This is a genomic window from Sorangium sp. So ce281 (assembly GCF_051527395.1).
GTDB classification, from domain to species: Bacteria; Myxococcota_A; Polyangia; order Polyangiales; family Polyangiaceae; genus Sorangium; species Sorangium cellulosum_B.
Window position 1 is genome coordinate 5,610,943 of sequence record NZ_CP150322.1, and the last position, 17,485, is coordinate 5,628,427.

Below are 17,485 nucleotides of genomic sequence, written 5' to 3' on the forward strand. Positions count from 1 at the left end.
TTTGGCGCTAGGACCGCGGAGGCGGGTAGACCTTGAGGGCGGCGGGCGCGGCGAGGAACCGCAGCGCGTTCTCGAGCGTGCGAAACGACCTTGCCCCGGAGGTGCGGAGCACGCCGAAATCGATCCACTGGGTGAGCTTGAGCTGATCGAGCGTGGGCTTGTACGCCTTGCCTCTCGGGAAATGCTTCGAGAGCCACCCCTTCACGTCGCGGATGCCCTCGGGATCTTCCGGGCACGTCGTGCCCTCAGCGATGCGCACGCCAGGCCGGATCTCCCGCCCCGCCATGAGGTGGATGCACGGCAGGAACCACGCCTCGAACTCCCGGTGCGCCAGCACCACGGCGACCGGGAACGGAAGGCTCGCTGCCGCCATCCATGCCGCGGTCTCGGGGCCGGCCGAGGCTGGGCATCCGTCGTCCTCGTCACGGAGCAGCAGCGCGAACGCGCAGTCGCGCTCGCTGCGCAGGAGCTCGCAGGCCTGCAGCACGCCGGCGCGGGTGTTGAGCGCCTTGCCGCGCTTGGGAGCTCCCCACACCGCGTGTGGCAGCCCGAGGTCGGCCCACAACCGGATGACCAGGTTCCTCGCCGCCTCGACCTCGCCGTGGCCCTCGACGACCAGGTAGGCCTTAGCCATCGCTCGTGGAGCCTTCGGGGCGGAGGCCTTCGGCGTGGAGGAGGTCGCTCGTCGACATCAGGCGCTTGCGAACGAGCTCTCGTTGCCGCTCCTCGACGCGCGCCAGCGTCGTCGCGCCATTGTGCCGCTCCACGACGCGAATGGCGTCGATGGACACCAGGTCCAGGAGATCGGGGCTGTGCGTCGTCAGCAGGACCTGGCTGCGCGTCGACGCTTCTTGCAGAAAGTCGACGAGTACCGGGATCGCCCCGGGATGGACGCCGAGCTCCGGCTCCTCGAAGCCCAGGAGCGTCGGCGCGGGCTCCTGGAACAGCGCGGTGAGAAGGGCCGCGGCGCGCAGCGTGCCGTCCGACTCCTGTGCGGCGCCGTGCCAGCGCTCTCGACCCTGCGCGTCGAGACCGTGACGGAACTCCGGTATCAGGAACCCGCCCGCCTCCGTGACGCGGTAATCGTCGATGTCCGAGGCGATGCGCCCCAGGGCAGCGACGAGCTCTGACCCCCAGGTGGATCGCTCGATCGCCCTCAACGTCGAGGCCCAGTTGCTGCCCTTCATACTCATCGGTTTGGATGGATCCGGGTGCTGTGGAGCGCGCAGTACGTCCGGGAACAACGAGTAGATCGCGACGCTGCGCAACTCCTCCATGAGCGGAGCGAAATCAGGGTGGCCCAGCGGCGCGAGCAGAGGGAATTGCGCGGCGTCGCGGCGAAAGGACGATGGAACTTGCAGGTAGTGATGTCCCTTGTGCGTGACGAAGTGCTGCGGCGCCGACAACTCGGCGTCGCCGTTCGGCGTGGTGCCGCGCGTGTGGCCGCCGAGGAGCGTTCTCCGCTCCTCCTCGGTCCACATGTCCTCGGGCCTCTCGAGGAGCTCAAAGAAGCGGGTCCGGGTCCTGGGATCGGGCGCGTTCCCCGGAAACCACACCGCGCGCTCGCTCTTCACGCACAGCGCGCCGTACTCATCGGCCGACGTGAGCGTGAAGCCCCAGATGCCGGCCCCCTGCTCGCGCTCGATGTGCACTTCAAGGAGCACATCGGTGGACTCACGGGCAGTTCCGTGGCGCAGCGCATCGAGTCCGTGCCGAACAGCAACCGGTCTGTCGATCCCTCCGCTCGCGCACTCGGCCAGGAACCGCAGGACGTCCGCGACGTTGCTCTTGCCCGAGGCGTTCGGCCCCACGAGGACCGTCATCGCCCCGAGCTCGAGCTCGATCCGCTCCCCAATGCTGCGAAAGTTACGGGCGCAGACCTTCGTGATCATCGCAGCTCACCTTCCCCCCCGGCGCCCTCACGCCGTGCGCGCGAGCGTTATCGCGAGCGCCTCGCCGTCGACGTTGACCTCGCGCCGCTCGGCCTGCCCCCACGCCGCGGGCGCCGCGCCCAGCACGAGCTCGGCGGCGAGCGCCTCCTGCATGAGCATCTCGCGCGCCGCCTCGGCGACCTTGCGGGCCCGCTCGCCGCCGTCGAGCGCGAGCCGGATCCGCTCGGTGAAGCCGAGGTCGAGCTCCTTGCGCAGCCCCTGCACCCGCGAGAGGATCTCCCGGCCGAGCCCTTCGTCGCGGAGCGCGTCCGTGAGCGCCGTGTGCAGCACGACGACCCCCGCGCGGCCGCCGGCCGCCGCGAACCCCTCGCCCGCCTCGACCGCGACGTCGATCTCCTCGGGGCCGAGCTCGACCTGCTCGCCGTCGAGCGCGATCGCGATCTTGCCCTCGGTCGCGAGCGCCGCGCGGAGCGCCGCCGCGTCGGCCTTCGCCAGGACCTGCTTCGCGAGCTGCACCTTCTTGCCGAGCTTCGGCCCGAGCGCGCGGAAGTTCGGCTTGAGCACGTAGCGGACCGCGCTCCCCTCCTCGCCGGGCTTCAGGAAGCGCACCTCGTGGACGTTGAGCTCCTCGGCGATGAGCGGCACGTGCTCGGCGAGCGCCGCCGCGAGCCCCTGCTGCGACAGCACGACGTCGGCCCGCGAGAGCGGCTGCCGCACCTTGAGCTTGTTCGCCGTGCGCACCTGCAGGCCGAGCGAGACGAGCTCGCGCACCGCGCGCATCTCGATCGCGAGCGGCTCGTCCACCGCGGCGGCGTCCGCCTCGGGGAACGCCACGAGGTGGACGCTCTCCGGCTGCGACGCGGGCCACGGCCGCCGCACCAGGTTCTGGTACATGGCCTCCGCGAAGAACGGCGTGAACGGCGCGCTCAGCTTGGCGAGCGCGACGAGCACCTCGTACAGCGTGAAGTACGCGTCGCGCTTGTCCTGGGCCGCCCGCACCGCGCCCGGGGCGATCTCCAGGGCGTCTCCGGGAGAGGACGGCGAACGCCGATCCTCGACCCACGTCGGAGAAGGCGCCCAGAAGCGCGCGCGGCTCCGGCGGACGTACCAGTTCGAGAGCGCGTCCACGAGATCGACCAGCCGCTGCGCCGCCTCGTACAGCCGGTACTCGTCGAGGTGCGCCGTCACCTCCCGCGTCGAGAGCGCGAGCTCCGACAGGATCCACCGGTCGAGGAGCGACCGCTCCCGCGCCGGCCGGTAGCCGGCGCTCGCCGCGAGCGCCGCGGGCGACGTGTCCGTCGCGCCCGGGTTCCCCTCCGCGGGCGAGAAGCTGTCGATGTTCGCGTAGATGGTGAAGAACGAGTAGACGTTCCGGAGCTTGACCGCGAACTCCTTCTGGTACGCGCGCACGTTCGTGAGCGAGTGGCGCGTGTTCGTCCACGGCGGGGAGGACGCGTAGAAGAACCAGCGGAACGCGTCGGCCCCGGGCGCGGGCGTCGCCGGGTCCTCGATGACGACGCGCTGGTCCTGCGGCAGCCTGGGCACGTCGTTGGGCATCACCGAGAGCGCCTTGTCGGCCGGCGAGAGGCCCAGCCGATCGAGGTCCCCGCGGGAGAGCGCGACGATGCGGCGCGGGAGGCGCTTGTTGCCCGTCGCCGGCCTGAGCTCCAGCGTCACCGCCGCGCCCTCGCGGTCGGCGCGGTAGACCCGCACCTTCGCCGAGTCGCCCGTGAGATCGAGCCCCTCGTAGTCCTCGCGCGCGATGATCGCGACGCCGTCCTTCGCCGCGCCGAGCCCGGCGTCGGCGCCGTCGGCCGCCGCGAACTCCATCCGGACGCGCTCGAGGATGACCTCCGGCGGCGTGTAGTTGCCCTTCGACTTGCTCTCCTTCTTGCCCTCGCGGTCGCAGACGTGCCCGAGCACGACGCACGTCTCGTACGGGTGCGGGTAGCTCCGGACCCGCGACAGCCCGAGCTTCTCCTGCGTCGCCTCGTCGAAGACCAGCGTCGAGACCATCAGCAGCGAGTAGAACCAGCCCCGCGTCTGATCGATCGCCTCGCTGATGAAGTCCGCCGGGAACGCGCGGTCGAACAGGTCCTTCGAGCCCTCGGCGTGCGGGTAGCCCCACTGCGCGAACGGCATGCTCCCGCTGTCGAACCAGGCGTCGATGACCTCGGTCACGCGCCGCATCTCGCCGCCGCAGGTCGGACACGGGAACGTCACCTTGTCGATCCACGGCTTGTGGACGATGAGGTGATCGTTCAGGCCGGGGTCGGCCTTCTTGGCCGCGCGGAAGTGGTCGAAGGCGCGCGGGTTCAGCGCCTCGATCTCGGCGACCGAGGCCGGGGCGAGCTGGTGCTCCTCGTCGTTCGCGCAGACCCAGACGTTGAGCGGCGTCCCCCAGTACCGCTCGCGCGAGAGCGCCCAGTCCACGTTGTTGGCGAGGAAGTCGCCGAAGCGGCCCTCCTGGATGTGCGACGGGTGCCAGTGGACCGCGCGGTTGTTGGCGATCGCCTTGTCGATGTTGTCCCGGGTCCTGATGTACCAGGCCGGCCGCGCGAGCTGGATCAGCGGATCGTCGTCCGCGCGCCAGCAGAACGGGTAGTCGTGGCGGTACTTCTCCTCGTGGACGAGCAGCCCGCGGGCCGCGAGATCCTTGATGATCAGCGGATCGGCGTCCTTCACCCAGAGGCCCGAGAACGCCGTGAGCCCCGGCTCGAACGTGCCGTCCGGCCGCACCGCGCAGAGCATCGGGACGTCGGCGCCCGGCTCGGCGAGCTCCGCGATCCGCCGCCGGTGCGCGTTGAAGTCGTCCTCACCGAACGCGGGCGCGACGTGGACGATGCCGGTGCCGGAGTCGAGCGTGACAAAATCCGCGCCGAGGACGACCCAGTAGAGCGGCTCTGCCTTGCCGTCCTTCCTGCGCAGGGAGGCGCCCTCGAGCGACCTCGCGAAGGCGTCGAAGGGCGGGCGGTAGCGCTTGCCGACGAGCTCGCTCCCCTTGAGCTCGCGGAGGACGGGCAGGTCCCGCTTGAACTTCTTGGCGAGCTCCTCGCGCAGCGCCGCGGCCACGATGAGCTTGCCGGCCACGGGCGCCGCGCCCGCGTCGACGACGACGTAATCGAACTCGGGCCGGACCGCGGCGTAGCCGTTCGAGGGCAAGGTCCACGGGGTCGTCGTCCAGGCGCAGAGCGCGGTGTCCGGCTCGTCGACGAGCGGGAACGCGACGAACACGCTGGGGTCGTCCACCGTCTTGTAGTTCGAGCCGACCTCGGCCGCGCTGAGCGCCGTCCCGCCCTGGGGCCACCACCAGCAGACGCGGTGGCCGCGGTAGAGCAGCCCCTTCCGGTGCAGCTGGGAGAGCGCCCACCAGACGCTCTCGACGTAGCTCCGGTGGTAGGTCACGTAGGCGCTGTCGAGGTCGACCCAGAAGCCGATCTTGTCGGTCAGGTTCTCCCACGCCTCGGTGTACCGGAAGACGGAGTCGACGCAGCGCGAGATGAACGGCTCGACGCCGTACCGCTCGATGTCGGCCTTGCCGTGGATGCGCAGCTCCTTCTCGACCTCGACCTCGACCGGCAGCCCGTGCGTGTCCCAGCCGGCCTTCCGCGGCACGTCGTAGCCGCGCATGGTCTTGTACCGGGGGAAGACGTCCTTCACGGCGCGCGTGAGCACGTGGCCGTTGTGCGGCATGCCGTTGGCGGTCGGCGGGCCCTCGTAGAAGACGAACGTGCCCCGCGAGGGGCCGGTGGCGCGGGTCTCGGCGCGGAGCGTCTTCTCGAAGATGCGGCGCTGCTTCCAGAACGCGAGGATCTTCGCCTCGTCGGCGGGGAAGTTCAGCTCGGTCGCCACCCTGTCGAACAGGGGCTCGTGCGGGCCGTCGGTCGGTTTCTTCGAGGACGCTTCGGACATGGCCCGGCCTAGTAGCAAGGCCCATTGCCAGCGTCGAGGGAAGCGCTGGGCCGGCGCGGAGCGCGCGCGATGAACCGCAGGGGTGCTAGGATCTGCCGATGAGCGCGCAGCGCCCGCCATTTCCAGGCAACGCGCCCGAGGTGGAGGCCGCGTTCCAGGCCGTGCCGGACGAGATGGTCGCCGAGATCCTCGACGGGGAGCTGTACACGTTCCCGCGGCCGGCGCGGCCGCACACGCGTACAGCGTCGCTCCTGGGCTCAAGTCTCACGGGCCCCTTCGATCGCGGTAGAGGCGGACCTGGCGGCCGGGTCATCCTCGACGAGCCCGAGCTCCACCTCGGACCGCGGCCCGACAAGGTCGTCCCCGATCTCGCCGGCTGGCGTCGGGAGCGCATGCCCGACCCGCTCGGCCCGGAGGACGCGCCTGCGCACTACGACATCGCGCCCGACTGGGTCTGCGAGGTGATCTCCCCGCGCACCGAGCGCGTCGACCGCGGCAAGAAGATGCGGATCTACCGGCGCGAAGGGGTCCGCCACGCCTGGCTGATCAACCCGGTCGCGCAGACGCTCGAGGTCTACCGGCTCGACGACGGCCGGTGGTCCTTGCTCGACACGTACGAAGGCGACGAGATCGTGCGGCCTGAGCCGTTCGACGCGATCGAGCTGCCGCTCGCCGACCTCTGGGCGCGGTAATCGCCGGCCGGGCCGGGCGGCGCGGAGCCGCAGCTCACCCCGCGCGCGGCGCCGGCAGCACGCCGCCGAAGTCGGCGCGGATGGCGGCCACCCCGTCCGCGCCCGCCGCGAGGCAGGCCGGCGCCGAGGCCGCGTCGATGCCGCCGAGGGCGAGGAGCGCGACGCCGCGCGAGGCCGCGGCCAGGCGGGCCCGCGCCTCGCGCAGGGCCTCGAGGCCGAGCGGCGGTCCCTTGCCGGGCGTCGCGAAGATCGGCGAGAGCACGGCGGCGTCCGCGCCGGCCTCGGCCGCCCGGAGCACGTCGTCGACGCCGTGGCACGCGACGGAGACGAAGGCGCCCGCCCCGAGCAGGGCGCGCGCGTCGGCCACCGTGACCGAGCGGCGGCCGAGGTGGACGCCGTCCGCGCCGAGGAGGAGCGCGAGATCGAGGCGATCGTTGACGAGGAACGAGGCGCCGAGCGCGGCGGTGGCGTCGCGCAGGCGCCTGCCGAGCGCGTGGAGCGCCGCGCCGGAGAGCTCGGGATCGCGGAGCTGCACCGCCACGCGGGCGCGGGCCTCGGGGGGCAGGGCGCCGAACGCAGAGAGCCGCGCGAGCAAGACCGGCTCCGGGACGCTCGCCGCCTGGGTGATGAGGGTCAACCTCGGGGTGAGCATGGCCGTCCTCCAGCGCGCCGGCGGCGGCGCGTCATCGCGCTCCGTCGCCCGGGGGGCGCTCCGCCGGGGCGCCCGCCTCGCCGAGCGCCTCGAGATCCTGCCGGGCCATCCGGGCGAACCGGCTGGAAGGATACCGCTCGACCAGGAAACGCAAGGAGTCGGCCTGGGCGCGGCGATCGCCGCTCGCCTTGAAGCGCTCGGCCAGCGCGTACAGGGCCTCGCTCGGGTCCTCGTACACGCGGCGATCCGGGTCGACCTCGCTCGCGCACTGGTAAGGCGCCTGCGCGACGGCGGCGAAGATCGCGATGGAGCCGAAGGCCGCGCGGAAGCCGGTGAACACCGGCGGCATTCGCCGATGAACGAGCGCGAGCGTCAAGAGGACGCCGCGGCGACGGCGCTCCTCCGGCCGAGCCGCGCGGGCCCGCTCGGCCGGGCGGCCGGCGACGGGGCTAGTTCAGGGAGGCGCCCGTCCGGGCAGCGCCGTTCTCGAACCCGCCCTTCGAGGCCGGGGCGCCGAAGGGCGCGTCGCCCGCGTCCTGACCGCCGGAGCTCGACAGGGGCTCGCCGCGGGCGCGCAGGAGCGACTCGTGGAGGGCGCGCGCGCTGTCATCCCAGTCGCGCCTGCCGGCGAGCTCCGCGATCCGCGCCGGGTCGTAGTCGGCCCGGGCGGCCCGGAGCAGCGCCTCCATCAGCACGCCCTGGTTCCCCGGCGGGATGAGCTCGCCGAGCTCGGCGCTGCTCAGGACGTCGGGGATGCCCCCCACGCTCGTCGCGACCACGCGGCGCCCCGAGGCGAGCGCCTCGAGCAGGACGTTGGGCGTGCCCTCGTGCTTGCTCGGGAGGGCGAGGGCGTCGCACGCGCCGAGCCACAGCGACACCTGATCGTGCGGCAAGTAGCCGGTCACCGTCAGCCGGCCGCCCAGACGGGCGGCGGCTTCCCTGCACGCCTGCTCCTCGGCGCCGCTGCCCACGAGCGCCAGCTCGATGTCCGGGTGGACCGGCGCGAGCCGCTCGAACGCCTCGATCAGATCGAGCACGCCCTTGTCGCGGCTCAGGTGGCCGACGAAGACGATCAGCCGCGAGCTCGGCGACTTGCCGAGCGCGGCGCGCGCCTCGGCGCGGTTGCGAGGCTGGAACGTCTTCACGTCGACGCCGTTCATGACGATGTCGATGCGATCGCGCGGCACGCCGAGCGCCGCGACCCCGTCCGCGAGCTTGCGGCTGACCGTGACCACCCGGGCGGCGCGCGTGAGCCCCCAGCCGAGCGGCCGCCGCATCCGCCGGTCGCGCGGGATCACGTCGATGTCCGAGCCGTGCGTCTTGATCACGGCCGGCACCCCGAGCAACCGCCCCAGACAGACCGCGGCAAAGCCGTCCGGGTAGGCGAAGGCCCCGACGATGACGTCGGGCAACGGACCGCGCCCGATGAGCTCCGGGAGCATCGACGCCGCATAGAGCGGGCCGTTCAGGGCGGGCACGATCCTCGGCACGTACAGGTACCGCGGGTGCCTGACCGGCAGCCCGTCGATGACCTCCTCGCGCGGCGCGGTGGCGCCGATAGGCCACTTCGAGAAGCGCTTCATGCCCGGGAACCACGGGATCGTCGCGAGCACCTGGACGTCGCAGTAGCGCGACAGCGCGGCGAACTGCCGCCGATTGTACGGCGCCTCGTCCGGGTGAACCGCGTTCGGAAAGATCTTCGTGATCAGCAAAACGCGCATCCGCCGCAAGAGCTCCTCCTCTCCGAGCGAACCGAGTCGGCGAGCGCCTCGAAAGAGGACGTCGTTCGCGCTCGGTCTCGTATTCGGTCTAGCCAGTCTCGCCAGTCTCGCTCCGTCTCGTCAATCTACGCTCGGTCTCGCTCAGTCTAGCGCAGCGTCCCATTTTGCCTCGCTCAGCATCGTTCGATGTCCCATTTTGCCTCGCTCAGCATCGTATTCGCCCTGGTCAGGTTCGATTCGGTCTCACCTGGTATCGTATGTCGTTACATGTCCAGACCGACCCGTTCGTTGCCGTCGGCCCGTCCAGCGGCCGGCCCGGAGGCCCCCGCGGGGGTCGACCACGCGCGCGCCCGGGACGGGGCGTCGCCCCCGCGCCGCCTGGCGATGAGCTCGTCGAACAGGCGCACGTGCGCGTCGACCATCGCTTCCAGGCTGAACTGCTCGGTGAACTTCGCGGGGCCACACGCGCGCGCTCGCTCGCGGAGCTCCCCGTCGCGGGCGACCCGCGAGAGGTGCTCGACCAGCGCGCCAGGGTCCTTCGACGGGACGAGGAACCCGTCGACGCCGTGCTCGACGATCTCGGGGACGCCGCCGACGCGGCTCGCCACGATCGGCTTGCCGAGCGCGAGCGCCTCGAGCAGCGCGAGCGGCAGCCCCTCCCAGAGCGACGGGAGCACGTAGGCGTCGAACGCGGAGATGAGCTCCGGCACGTCCGAGCGATACCCGGGGAAGATCACCCGGTCGCCGAGCCCCGCGTCCCTGGCTTGCTGCTCCAGCCCCGGCCGGAGCGGGCCGTCGCCGGCGATGACGAAGCGCGCCTCCGGCGCGCGCCGCAGCACCTCGGGCGCCGCCTCGAGGAGGTAACGGAGCCCCTTCTGCTCGATGTGCACCACGGCGCACCCGAACACGAACTCCCGCTCGCCGATGCCGAGCTCCGCGCGGACGCGCGCGCCCGCGCCGCTCTCGCGGGCGCGGGCGAAGCGCGTCCCGTCGATGCCGTTGTGGATGACGCGGACCGGCGCGCGGACCTTCACGTCGTCGACAAGGATGCGCCTGAGGTCGTGCGACACGGCGACCATCTCGTCGGCGAGGTAGGCGTAGTAGCCGAACTTGCGCCGATCGAAGCCCTTCGCCCGGTTGATCTGGTTGTGCTCCGAGTAGACGACCAGCGGCCGATTCCGGAGCAGGCGCGCCGCGAAGCCAGCGAAGATGAGCGGAGCACGGTTGTGGACGTGGACGATATCGACCGAGCGCTGGTGAAAGAAGCGCCGGATCCAGAGCAGCGCCTCTGGATCGCTCTTCAGGCCCGGCAGCACCGGCCGGAGGTCCTTCGTGATCACGAGGCACTTCGAGCGGGGGAGCTTGACCTCCGAGAACAGCCGTCCCTCGCCGTCGAGGCAGATCAGCGAGAGGTCGAAGCCGTGATCGCCGAGGCGATCGAGGAGGCTCAGCACGACCTTCTCGAGCCCGCCGACCTCGAGGTTGTTCACGACCATGCAGACGTTGGGCTTGCTCATATTCTCCTGAGCGGACCGTCAGGTCGCCGCGGTCGTCGTCAGAGCGCCGTGACGCGCCACGACAGCGTGTCGACCGTGCGATGAGCGTTCCGTGTCATTTTGGCTCAGGTAGGTGAGCGTATCATGACATGCGGATGCTGTTCGCTTGACTTGGCGGCGTCGCAGCGGCGCCGAGCCGGACGTCGGAGTTGCTCGTCCATCATCCCTCATCGCGCCCGCGAGCGCGAGCGCCTCTGCATCGGTGGAATACGCCGGGAACGCGAGCGCGCGGGGATCGATGTGCGGGGCCACACCCGCGGCGCCGCGCTACAGCGCGGCGATCTTGCCCTGCTCCGGCGATGACGCCGTCGCATAGAGCTTCTTCGGCATCCGCCCCGCGAGATACGCCATCCGACCGGCCCTCACCGCGTCCTTCATCGCCTGCGCCATCAAGATCGGGTCCCGCGCGCCCGCGATGGCCGTATTCATCAATACCCCATCACACCCGAGCTCCATCGCCACCGCGGCGTCGCTCGCTGTCCCGACTCCCGCGTCCACGATCACCGGTACCTTCGCTGTCTCTCGGATGATCATCAGGTTGTACGGGTTGCGGATGCCGAGCCCGCTGCCGATCGGCGCCGCCAGGGGCATCACGGCCGCGCACCCGATGTCTTCCAGCTTACGACAGACGATCGGGTCGTCCATGCAGTAGGGCAGCACCGTAAAGCCCTCCTTCACCAGGATCCGCGCCGCCTCCAGCGTCGCCTCGTTGTCCGGGAACAGCGTCCGTTCGTCGCCGATGACCTCGAGCTTCACGAGATCGGACAGGCCGAGCTCGCGCGCGAGCCGGCAGGTGCGGACCGCGTCCTCGACGGTGGCGCAGCCGGCCGTGTTCGGCAGGATCGTGACGCGCCCCTGCTGGAGCAGCGACATCATCGACCCCTCGCCCCGCTCCTTCAGATTGACGCGGCGGAGGGCCACCGTGACGACCTCCGCGCCGGACGCTTCGAGCGCGCGACGGGTCTCATCCAGGTCCTTGTACTTGCCCGTCCCCACGAAGAGGCGGGAAGTGAACGTGTATCTGCCGATCGTCAACGCGTCGCTCGTCATCGCAGGCTCCTCGGGTCTCGACCCAGACGATCTGCTAGTCGGACCGGGACACAGGGTCCAGCGCGTCGACGAAACCCGGCGCTTCCGGCGCGCCCCGCTCGGCAGCATGGTATCTTTGCGCCTATGTCTCCCAGAGCTCTTGGCATAGCCCTCCTCGTCGCGTTGCCCCCGGCGCTCACGCTCACGCCCCTCCCGACAGCCGACAGCCGCGCGCCGGCCGGCCAGGAGCGCGCCGGGGCGAGCCGCGGCGCGCTCCTGTCCGGTCCGCGCGCGGCGCAGGCGGCCGTGGCCCTTCAGCTCTCGCTGGACGAGCTCGTCGCCGCGGCCTCGTACGTCGTGGTCGCGACCGCAATCGAGCAGCGCAGCCAGTGGGAAGAGCTCGGCGGGGCCAGGAGGATCGTCACCTATACCCGCCTGGCGATCGACCGGACCGTGGCCGGACAGCCCGACGGCGAGGTCTGGGTCAGGACGCTCGGGGGCGTGGTCGGGGACGTCGGACAGCACGTGTCGGGCGACGCGCAGATCGCGATCGGCGCGCAGGCGATGGTCTTCGTCTCCAAGGTGGGGTCGGCCCTGGTCGTCTCCGGGATGGCCCAGGGCCACTACCCCGTCGTCGACGGCGAGGAGAAGCCGAGCCTCGCCGGCGGGGCCGGCGCGCGGCGCATCGCCGTGCGGCGGCTGGCCGCGAGCCCCGACAGCGGGACCGTCCTGCCGCGGCCGGGCCCCGCGATCTCGGCCCGCGAGCAGCTCGTCGGCGCGGCGCTCGACGCGGCGATCGACGCGGTGAACCAGGCGTGGAAGGCGAAGCATGCGCAGAAGTGACCTCGCGCCGCGCCCCGCCGGCGCGCGCCACCCCGCGCGCGCCGGCGCCATCGTCGCAGCCTGCAGCGCGCTCGTCGCCGCGGCGCTCGCCTACCCCGGGGACGCCCTGGCGTTCTGCCGCACGAGCGTCTGTCCGCCGGAGAAGACGGCGTCGGGGGAGGCAGAGACCGCGGCGGTCTGCACGCCGCCGCAGGGCAACGACTGCGGCACCCCGCTCGCCTGGCCTTCGCCGTGCGTGAGCTACTCCCTCCAGGAGGACGCCTCCGTCCAGGTGTCGCTCCAGGAGGCGGAGGAGATCTTCGAGCAGGCGTTCGCCGCGTGGACGGAGGCCGACTGCGGCGACGGGCAGACCCCGCGCATGGAGGTCACCTACCTGGGCCCGGTCGCGTGCGACGCGCACGAGTACAACAAGCGCAAGGCGAACGCGAACATCATCATGTTCCGGGACGACGGGTGGCCGTACGTCGACAGCGGCAACACCCTCGCGCTCACGACCGTCACCTACCACCTCAAGACCGGCGAGATCTACGACGCGGACATGGAGATCAACTCGCTGACGCTCTCCCAGGGAACCGGCGGCGTCTCGTTCGACCTCCTGAGCATCGCCACCCACGAGGCCGGCCATTTCCTCGGGCTCTCGCACTCGATCGAGCACGACGCGACCATGTTCGCCAACTACCGCTCTTCGCTCCGCGACCTCTCCCAGGACGACCTCGACGGGATCTGCGCGGTGTACCCGCCCGGGGAGCCCATCAAGGGCTGCGACCCCACGCCGCGCCACGGCTTCTCTGCCCTGTGCGCCGCGGATCAGCCCGATGTGAAGGAGTCGGACGGCTGCGCCGCGGCCCCGCGCGGCAACGCTGGCCAAGGCGGGCGCGGCGGAGGGCTCGTCCTCGCCGCGCTCGCGCTGGTCGGCGCGGCCGCGCGGGCGCGGCGCGGCGCGGCCGCGCGGGCGGGCCGGGAGGCAGCCTGCTGAGCCAGCGCCCTCCCGTCCTGGTCGAGCGCGAAGGCGAGCTCGCCCGGCTGGTCGAGCGCGCCGCCCGCGCCGACGCGCTCGCGGTCGACGTGGAGGCCAACGGGCTGTTCGCGTACAGGCCGCGGCTCTGCACCGTCCAGCTCGCCTTTCGCGAGGGGGACGACATCGCGATCGGGGTCGTCGACGCGCTCCGCGTGCCTGTCGCGCCGCTCGCGCGGCTCCTCGGGGCCGCGGGCCCGCCCAAGGTGCTGCACGACCTCACCTTCGACGCGCGCATGCTCGCCGAGGCGGGCGCGCCGCTCGCTGGCGCGCACGACACCTCGGTCGCCGCGCGCATGCTGGGGTGCGCGGCGACGGGGCTCGCCGCGCTGCTCCTGTCGGAGCTCGACGTGAAGGTCGACAAGCAGCTCCAGCAGCACGACTGGGGGCGCAGGCCGATCGAGGACGCCGAGCTGCGCTACCTGGCCGACGACGTGCGCCACCTGCTCCCGCTCCGCGCGCGGCTCGCGGAGCGCAGCCGCGCCCTCGGGATCGACGAGGAGATCGAGGAGGAGTGCGGCTACAAGCTCGCGACCGCCCTCGGGCCGCCGCGCGATCCGCGGCCCGCCTACGCGCGCATCAAGGGGGCCCAGGCGCTCGATCCGCAGGGCCGGGCGATCCTGCGGCGGCTCGTGGCGGCGCGCGAGGCGGCCGCCGAGGGGGCCGACGTGCCCTCTTTCAAGGTCGTCGCCAGCGACGTGCTGCTCGAGCTCGCGCAGCGGAGGCCTGCCAGCGCAGACGACGTGCGCGCGATCCGCGGGGCCGCGGCGGGCCGCGCGGCCGGGTGCGTCGCGGCGTGGCTCCGCGCGGTCGAGCAGGGGCGCAGCGACGGCGACGTGCCCGAGCACGAGCGCGCCCTCTTCCAGCAAGCCCGCCCGCCCAGGAAGGAGCTCGCCGCGCGGCGCGCGGTGGAGACCCGGATCGCGGCGTGGCGCAGGGCCGAGGCGAAGGCGCGGAAGGTGGACGAGCAGGTCGTGCTGCCCGGCCACTGCGCGCAGGATCTCGCGGAGATCGCGCTGGCGGAGGGCCACGCCGGGGACGAGGCGATCGCCGCCGCGATCGCGCGCATCCCGGGGCTCGGCGCGGGACGGTTCGCGCGTTACGGCCGCGCGCTCGCGGCGCTCGTGGCCGCGGCGCAGCCGGGCGAGCCGCCTGCCGCCGAGAGGTAGCGCCGCGCGCCGGCCGCACGCCGGCCGCGCGTCGGTTCCGCATGTCGGTTCCGCATGTCGGTTCCGCATGTCGGTTCCGCGCGTCCGCGATCCCCTGCGGGATCTCCGACACGTGGAGCCCGCTGCGAGCGAGCGCACGTCGCGCGCGCGCCGCCCGGTCGACAGAGCCGCCGGGCGATGGAATAGCAGGGCCCATGCCCTCGACCGATCATCCCAAGGCGCCGAGGCGGCTCCGCCTCTGGCCGCCGGCGACGTGGCTCCGCGCTGCGTTCGCCTTCGCGCTCGTGTTCGGGTGCGCCCTTCTGGGAGCGAGCGCCGGAGAGCTGGCCGCTCCGCCGCCCCCGCCGCCGCCCCCGCCCGCGGCGAACGCCGAGATCGGCCCGGAGCCGGAGGCGACCCCGGTCGCGCCCGACTCGCCTCGGGCTGCCATGCGCAGCTTCGTCGAGCTGTGCCGCGCGGGCAACTACGCCGAGGCCACGCGCTACCTGGACGTGCCGCCGAGGGCGAACGGCGCGGAGCTCGCGCAGAAGCTCAAGGCGGTGCTCGATCGGCACCTCTGGCTGGAGGTGGAGACGCTCTCGCCGAGCCCGCAGGGGGACACGCAGGACAACCTCGGGGCCGGGGTGGAGCAGCTCGGCAAGATCCCGACGCGGACGGGGGCCCAGCCGGTGCGCCTCGTTCGGCGCACGACGGCCGACGGCGTGCGCTGGATCTTCTCGCGCGCCACGGTGGAGCGCGTCGACGAGTGGTACGCGCAGCTCGAAGATCGCTGGCTCCGCGATCACCTGCCGCCGGCGCTCCTGCGCCCCGGCCCGCGCGAGCTGCTCTGGTGGCAGTGGCTCGCGCTGCCGGTCCTCGCGCTGGCCGGCTGGCTCGTCGGCGCGGTGCTGAGCTACCTCGTCCGCGCCCTGCTCCGCCGCGTCGTCGCGCGGACGGATTCCACGCTCGACGACGTGCTCATCGGGGGGGGGCGCGGTCCGTTCACGTTCGCGGCGGCGCTCCTCGTGATCACGACCGCGCTCCCGTGGCTCGGGCTCTACCTGCCGGCCGACGAGTTCCTCGACAAGGTGCTGCGCGCCGGCGTCTTCGTCGCCGTGTTCTGGTTCGCCCTGCGCACGATCGACGCCGTCGGCGGCCGCCTGCTCGCCGACCCCGCGACGCGCGACAACCCCGCGGCGCGCTCGCTCGTGCCGCTCATGGGGCGGATCGCGAAGGTCTCGATCGTGATCATCGGCGTGATCGCCGTGCTCTCGGAGCTCGGCTACCCGGTGGCGAGCCTCATCGCCGGCCTCGGCATCGGCGGCGTCGCGCTGGCCCTCGCCGCCCAGAAGACGGTGGAGAACCTCTTCGGCTCGGTCGCGATCGGCATCGACCGGCCGTTCCGGGTCGGCGACTTCGTGAAGGTCGACGCGCTCCTCGGGACGGTCGAGAGCATCGGGCTCCGCTCGACCCGGATCCGCACGCTCGATCGGACCATCGTCACGATCCCGAACGGCAAGCTGGCCGATCTCCAGATCGAGTCGTACACGGCGCGCGACAGGATTCGCCTCTCCTGCATGCTGGGGATCGAGCGCGACACGTCGCCCGAGCAGCTCCACGCCATCGTGGAAGAGTGCGAGCGGGCGCTGCGGGAGCACCCGAAGATCTGGCCCGACGACATCGTCGTGCGCTTCATCGGCGTCGGGCCCTCGTCGCTCGACGTCGAGGTGATGGCCTGGTTCCAGACGACCGACTTCGGGGAGTTCCGGGCGCTCCGGCAGGCGATGTTGATCACGTTCCTGCAGATCATCGACATGGCCGGATCGCGGCTCGCGTACCCGACGCAGACGCTGCACGTCGCGCCGCGCGGAGAGGATCACCCGCAGCCGGAGGCGGCCGCGGCGGGCGGCTCGGCTAACGGGAAGCGCGCGCCGCGGCGGGCGCCATCGGCTGAAGCCCCGCCTTCTCGATGAGCGCGCGGTCCTCGTCCTGGCCGGGGTTCGGCGTGGTGAGCAGCCTGTCTCCGTAGAAGATCGAGTTCGCCCCCGCGTACATGCAGAGCAGCTGCGTCTCGCGTGAGAGCTCCGTCCGCCCCGCGGACAGGCGCACCATCGCGCGCGGCATCATGACCCGCGCGACCGCGATCATCCGGACGAACTCGATCGGATCGACCGGGGGGAGGCTCTCGAGGGGCGTCCCGGGCGAGCGCACGAGGGCGTTGATGGGCACGCTCTCCGGGTGAGGGTCGAGGCGCGCGAGCTCGACGAGCATCTCGCAGCGGTCGGCGATCGACTCGCCCATGCCGATGATGCCGCCCGAGCAGACGGTGATGCCCGCCCGCCGGACGTTGCGCAGGGTGACGAGCCGCTCGTCGTACGTGCGCGTCGAGATGATGGATTTGTAGGCCTTACGCGAGGTGTCGAGGTTGTGGTTGTAGGCGTCGAGGCCGGCCTCCTTCAGGCGGCGCGCCTGGTCGTCGGTGAGCATGCCGAGCGTGCAGCACGCCTCGAGGCCGAGGGCTTTCACGCCGCGCACCATGTCGAGGACGCGCTCGAAGGCGGGGCCGTCCTTCACCTCGCGCCACGCGGCGCCCATGCAGAACCGCGTCGAGCCCCCGTCGCGGGCGCGCTCCGCGGCGGCGAGGACCGCGCCGACGTCGAGCATGCGCTCCGGCCCGACCTCGGTCTCGTAGTGGCTCGACTGCGGGCAGTAGGCGCAGTCCTCGGGGCAGCCGCCCGTCTTGACGCTGAGCAGGGTGCAGAGCTGGACCTCGTGCTCGCCGTGGAACGCGCGGTGGACCGCGCGGGCGCGGTCGATCAGCTCGAAGAGCGGGAGATCGTGCAGGGCGACCGCCTGCGCGACGGTCCAGTCGTGGCGGGGCGCGCCCGCCGACGGGGCGTGCCCGGCCGGGCCGCTGCATCCATTCCTGTGCTCTGCCGCCTCTCGTTCGATCCCTTCGAGCATGGGCTCGCTCATAGCCGGGCTTGAGGCGCCGCCGCAAGCGAGGCGCGATCGAGCATGAAAT

General features: G+C 72.3%; 14 protein-coding genes. 5 read left to right on the forward strand and 9 right to left on the reverse strand.

The annotated features are described in order from the left end of the window. Positions 1 to 7 precede the first annotated feature (7 nt). The 3 genes from WMF27_RS21250 to ileS are packed head-to-tail and all read right to left on the reverse strand — an operon-like array spanning position 8 to position 5,804. Positions 8 to 634, reverse strand: a complete 627-nt coding sequence (locus WMF27_RS21250) for a DUF4276 family protein (RefSeq protein ID WP_437944465.1) — start codon at positions 632 to 634, stop codon at positions 8 to 10. Then, positions 627 to 1,892, reverse strand: a complete 1,266-nt coding sequence (locus WMF27_RS21255) for an AAA family ATPase (protein WP_437944466.1) — start codon at positions 1,890 to 1,892, stop codon at positions 627 to 629. Before WMF27_RS21255 ends, WMF27_RS21250 begins: the two co-directional genes overlap by 8 nt. 27 nt (positions 1,893 to 1,919) lie before the next feature. Continuing rightward, positions 1,920 to 5,804 (reverse strand): isoleucine--tRNA ligase, encoded by a 3,885-nt coding sequence (ileS, locus tag WMF27_RS21260; RefSeq protein WP_437944467.1) that lies wholly within the window; start codon positions 5,802 to 5,804, stop codon positions 1,920 to 1,922. 98 nt (positions 5,805 to 5,902) lie between these two features. Here ileS and WMF27_RS21265 point away from each other — a divergent pair, with 98 nt between their 5' ends. Further along, on the forward strand, positions 5,903 to 6,496 hold the full coding sequence (locus WMF27_RS21265) for a Uma2 family endonuclease (protein ID WP_437944468.1): 594 nt from the start codon (positions 5,903 to 5,905) through the stop codon (positions 6,494 to 6,496). Positions 6,497 to 6,530: 34 nt separating this feature from the next. Here WMF27_RS21265 and WMF27_RS21270 read toward each other — a convergent pair whose 3' ends face one another. From WMF27_RS21270 to WMF27_RS21290, 5 genes are all read right to left on the reverse strand, one after another. Continuing rightward, positions 6,531 to 7,148, reverse strand: coding sequence for a thiamine phosphate synthase (locus tag WMF27_RS21270; RefSeq protein WP_437944469.1), 618 nt, complete (start codon positions 7,146 to 7,148; stop codon positions 6,531 to 6,533). Positions 7,149 to 7,179: 31 nt separating this feature from the next. Then, positions 7,180 to 7,497 (reverse strand): tetratricopeptide repeat protein, encoded by a 318-nt coding sequence (locus tag WMF27_RS21275; protein ID WP_437944470.1) that lies wholly within the window; start codon positions 7,495 to 7,497, stop codon positions 7,180 to 7,182. Between the two features lie 100 nt (positions 7,498 to 7,597). Further along, positions 7,598 to 8,869, reverse strand: a complete 1,272-nt coding sequence (locus tag WMF27_RS21280) for a glycosyltransferase family 4 protein (protein WP_437767055.1) — start codon at positions 8,867 to 8,869, stop codon at positions 7,598 to 7,600. Between the two features lie 263 nt (positions 8,870 to 9,132). After that, on the reverse strand, positions 9,133 to 10,386 hold the full coding sequence (locus tag WMF27_RS21285) for a glycosyltransferase (protein WP_437767054.1): 1,254 nt from the start codon (positions 10,384 to 10,386) through the stop codon (positions 9,133 to 9,135). A 306-nt stretch (positions 10,387 to 10,692) separates the two neighbouring features. Next, positions 10,693 to 11,475 (reverse strand): thiazole synthase, encoded by a 783-nt coding sequence (locus WMF27_RS21290; RefSeq protein ID WP_437747667.1) that lies wholly within the window; start codon positions 11,473 to 11,475, stop codon positions 10,693 to 10,695. A 123-nt stretch (positions 11,476 to 11,598) separates the two neighbouring features. Here WMF27_RS21290 and WMF27_RS21295 point away from each other — a divergent pair, with 123 nt between their 5' ends. The 4 genes from WMF27_RS21295 to WMF27_RS21310 all read left to right on the forward strand — a co-directional run bounded on the left by WMF27_RS21295 (position 11,599) and on the right by WMF27_RS21310 (position 16,433). Beyond that, the gene (locus WMF27_RS21295) at positions 11,599 to 12,297 is read left to right on the forward strand and encodes a hypothetical protein (RefSeq protein WP_437767053.1); all 699 of its coding nucleotides are present in this window, start codon (positions 11,599 to 11,601) and stop codon (positions 12,295 to 12,297) included. Further along, complete coding sequence (locus tag WMF27_RS21300) at positions 12,284 to 13,273, forward strand: matrixin family metalloprotease (protein ID WP_437944471.1); 990 nt, start codon at positions 12,284 to 12,286, stop codon at positions 13,271 to 13,273. Before WMF27_RS21295 ends, WMF27_RS21300 begins: the two co-directional genes overlap by 14 nt. Before the next feature lie 17 nt (positions 13,274 to 13,290). Beyond that, positions 13,291 to 14,481 (forward strand): HRDC domain-containing protein, encoded by a 1,191-nt coding sequence (locus WMF27_RS21305; protein WP_437944537.1) that lies wholly within the window; start codon positions 13,291 to 13,293, stop codon positions 14,479 to 14,481. A 194-nt stretch (positions 14,482 to 14,675) separates the two neighbouring features. Continuing rightward, positions 14,676 to 16,433: a mechanosensitive ion channel family protein gene (locus WMF27_RS21310; protein WP_437944472.1), complete on the forward strand. Its 1,758-nt coding sequence runs from the start codon at positions 14,676 to 14,678 to the stop codon at positions 16,431 to 16,433. Here WMF27_RS21310 and bioB read toward each other — a convergent pair. Beyond that, positions 16,375 to 17,424 carry a biotin synthase BioB gene (bioB, locus tag WMF27_RS21315; protein ID WP_437767050.1) on the reverse strand — a complete coding sequence of 350 codons (1,050 nt, stop codon included), beginning with the start codon at positions 17,422 to 17,424 and terminating at the stop codon, positions 16,375 to 16,377. The genes WMF27_RS21310 and bioB overlap by 59 nt on opposite strands. Between the last annotated feature and the right edge of the window lie 61 nt (positions 17,425 to 17,485).

Coding starts and splice junctions, on each gene's coding strand:
- WMF27_RS21300 (WP_437944471.1), top strand. CDS start 12,284: ATGCGCAGAAGTGACCTCGCGCCGCGCCCCGCCGGCGCGCGCCACCCC.
- WMF27_RS21285 (WP_437767054.1), bottom strand. CDS start 10,386: ATGAGCAAGCCCAACGTCTGCATGGTCGTGAACAACCTCGAGGTCGGC.
- WMF27_RS21265 (WP_437944468.1), top strand. CDS start 5,903: ATGAGCGCGCAGCGCCCGCCATTTCCAGGCAACGCGCCCGAGGTGGAG.
- WMF27_RS21310 (WP_437944472.1), top strand. CDS start 14,676: ATGCCCTCGACCGATCATCCCAAGGCGCCGAGGCGGCTCCGCCTCTGG.
- WMF27_RS21280 (WP_437767055.1), bottom strand. CDS start 8,869: ATGCGCGTTTTGCTGATCACGAAGATCTTTCCGAACGCGGTTCACCCG.
- ileS (WP_437944467.1), bottom strand. CDS start 5,804: ATGTCCGAAGCGTCCTCGAAGAAACCGACCGACGGCCCGCACGAGCCC.
- WMF27_RS21255 (WP_437944466.1), bottom strand. CDS start 1,892: ATGATCACGAAGGTCTGCGCCCGTAACTTTCGCAGCATTGGGGAGCGG.
- WMF27_RS21275 (WP_437944470.1), bottom strand. CDS start 7,497: ATGCCGCCGGTGTTCACCGGCTTCCGCGCGGCCTTCGGCTCCATCGCG.
- WMF27_RS21290 (WP_437747667.1), bottom strand. CDS start 11,475: ATGACGAGCGACGCGTTGACGATCGGCAGATACACGTTCACTTCCCGC.
- bioB (WP_437767050.1), bottom strand. CDS start 17,424: ATGCTCGAAGGGATCGAACGAGAGGCGGCAGAGCACAGGAATGGATGC.
- WMF27_RS21295 (WP_437767053.1), top strand. CDS start 11,599: ATGTCTCCCAGAGCTCTTGGCATAGCCCTCCTCGTCGCGTTGCCCCCG.
- WMF27_RS21250 (WP_437944465.1), bottom strand. CDS start 634: ATGGCTAAGGCCTACCTGGTCGTCGAGGGCCACGGCGAGGTCGAGGCG.
- WMF27_RS21270 (WP_437944469.1), bottom strand. CDS start 7,148: ATGCTCACCCCGAGGTTGACCCTCATCACCCAGGCGGCGAGCGTCCCG.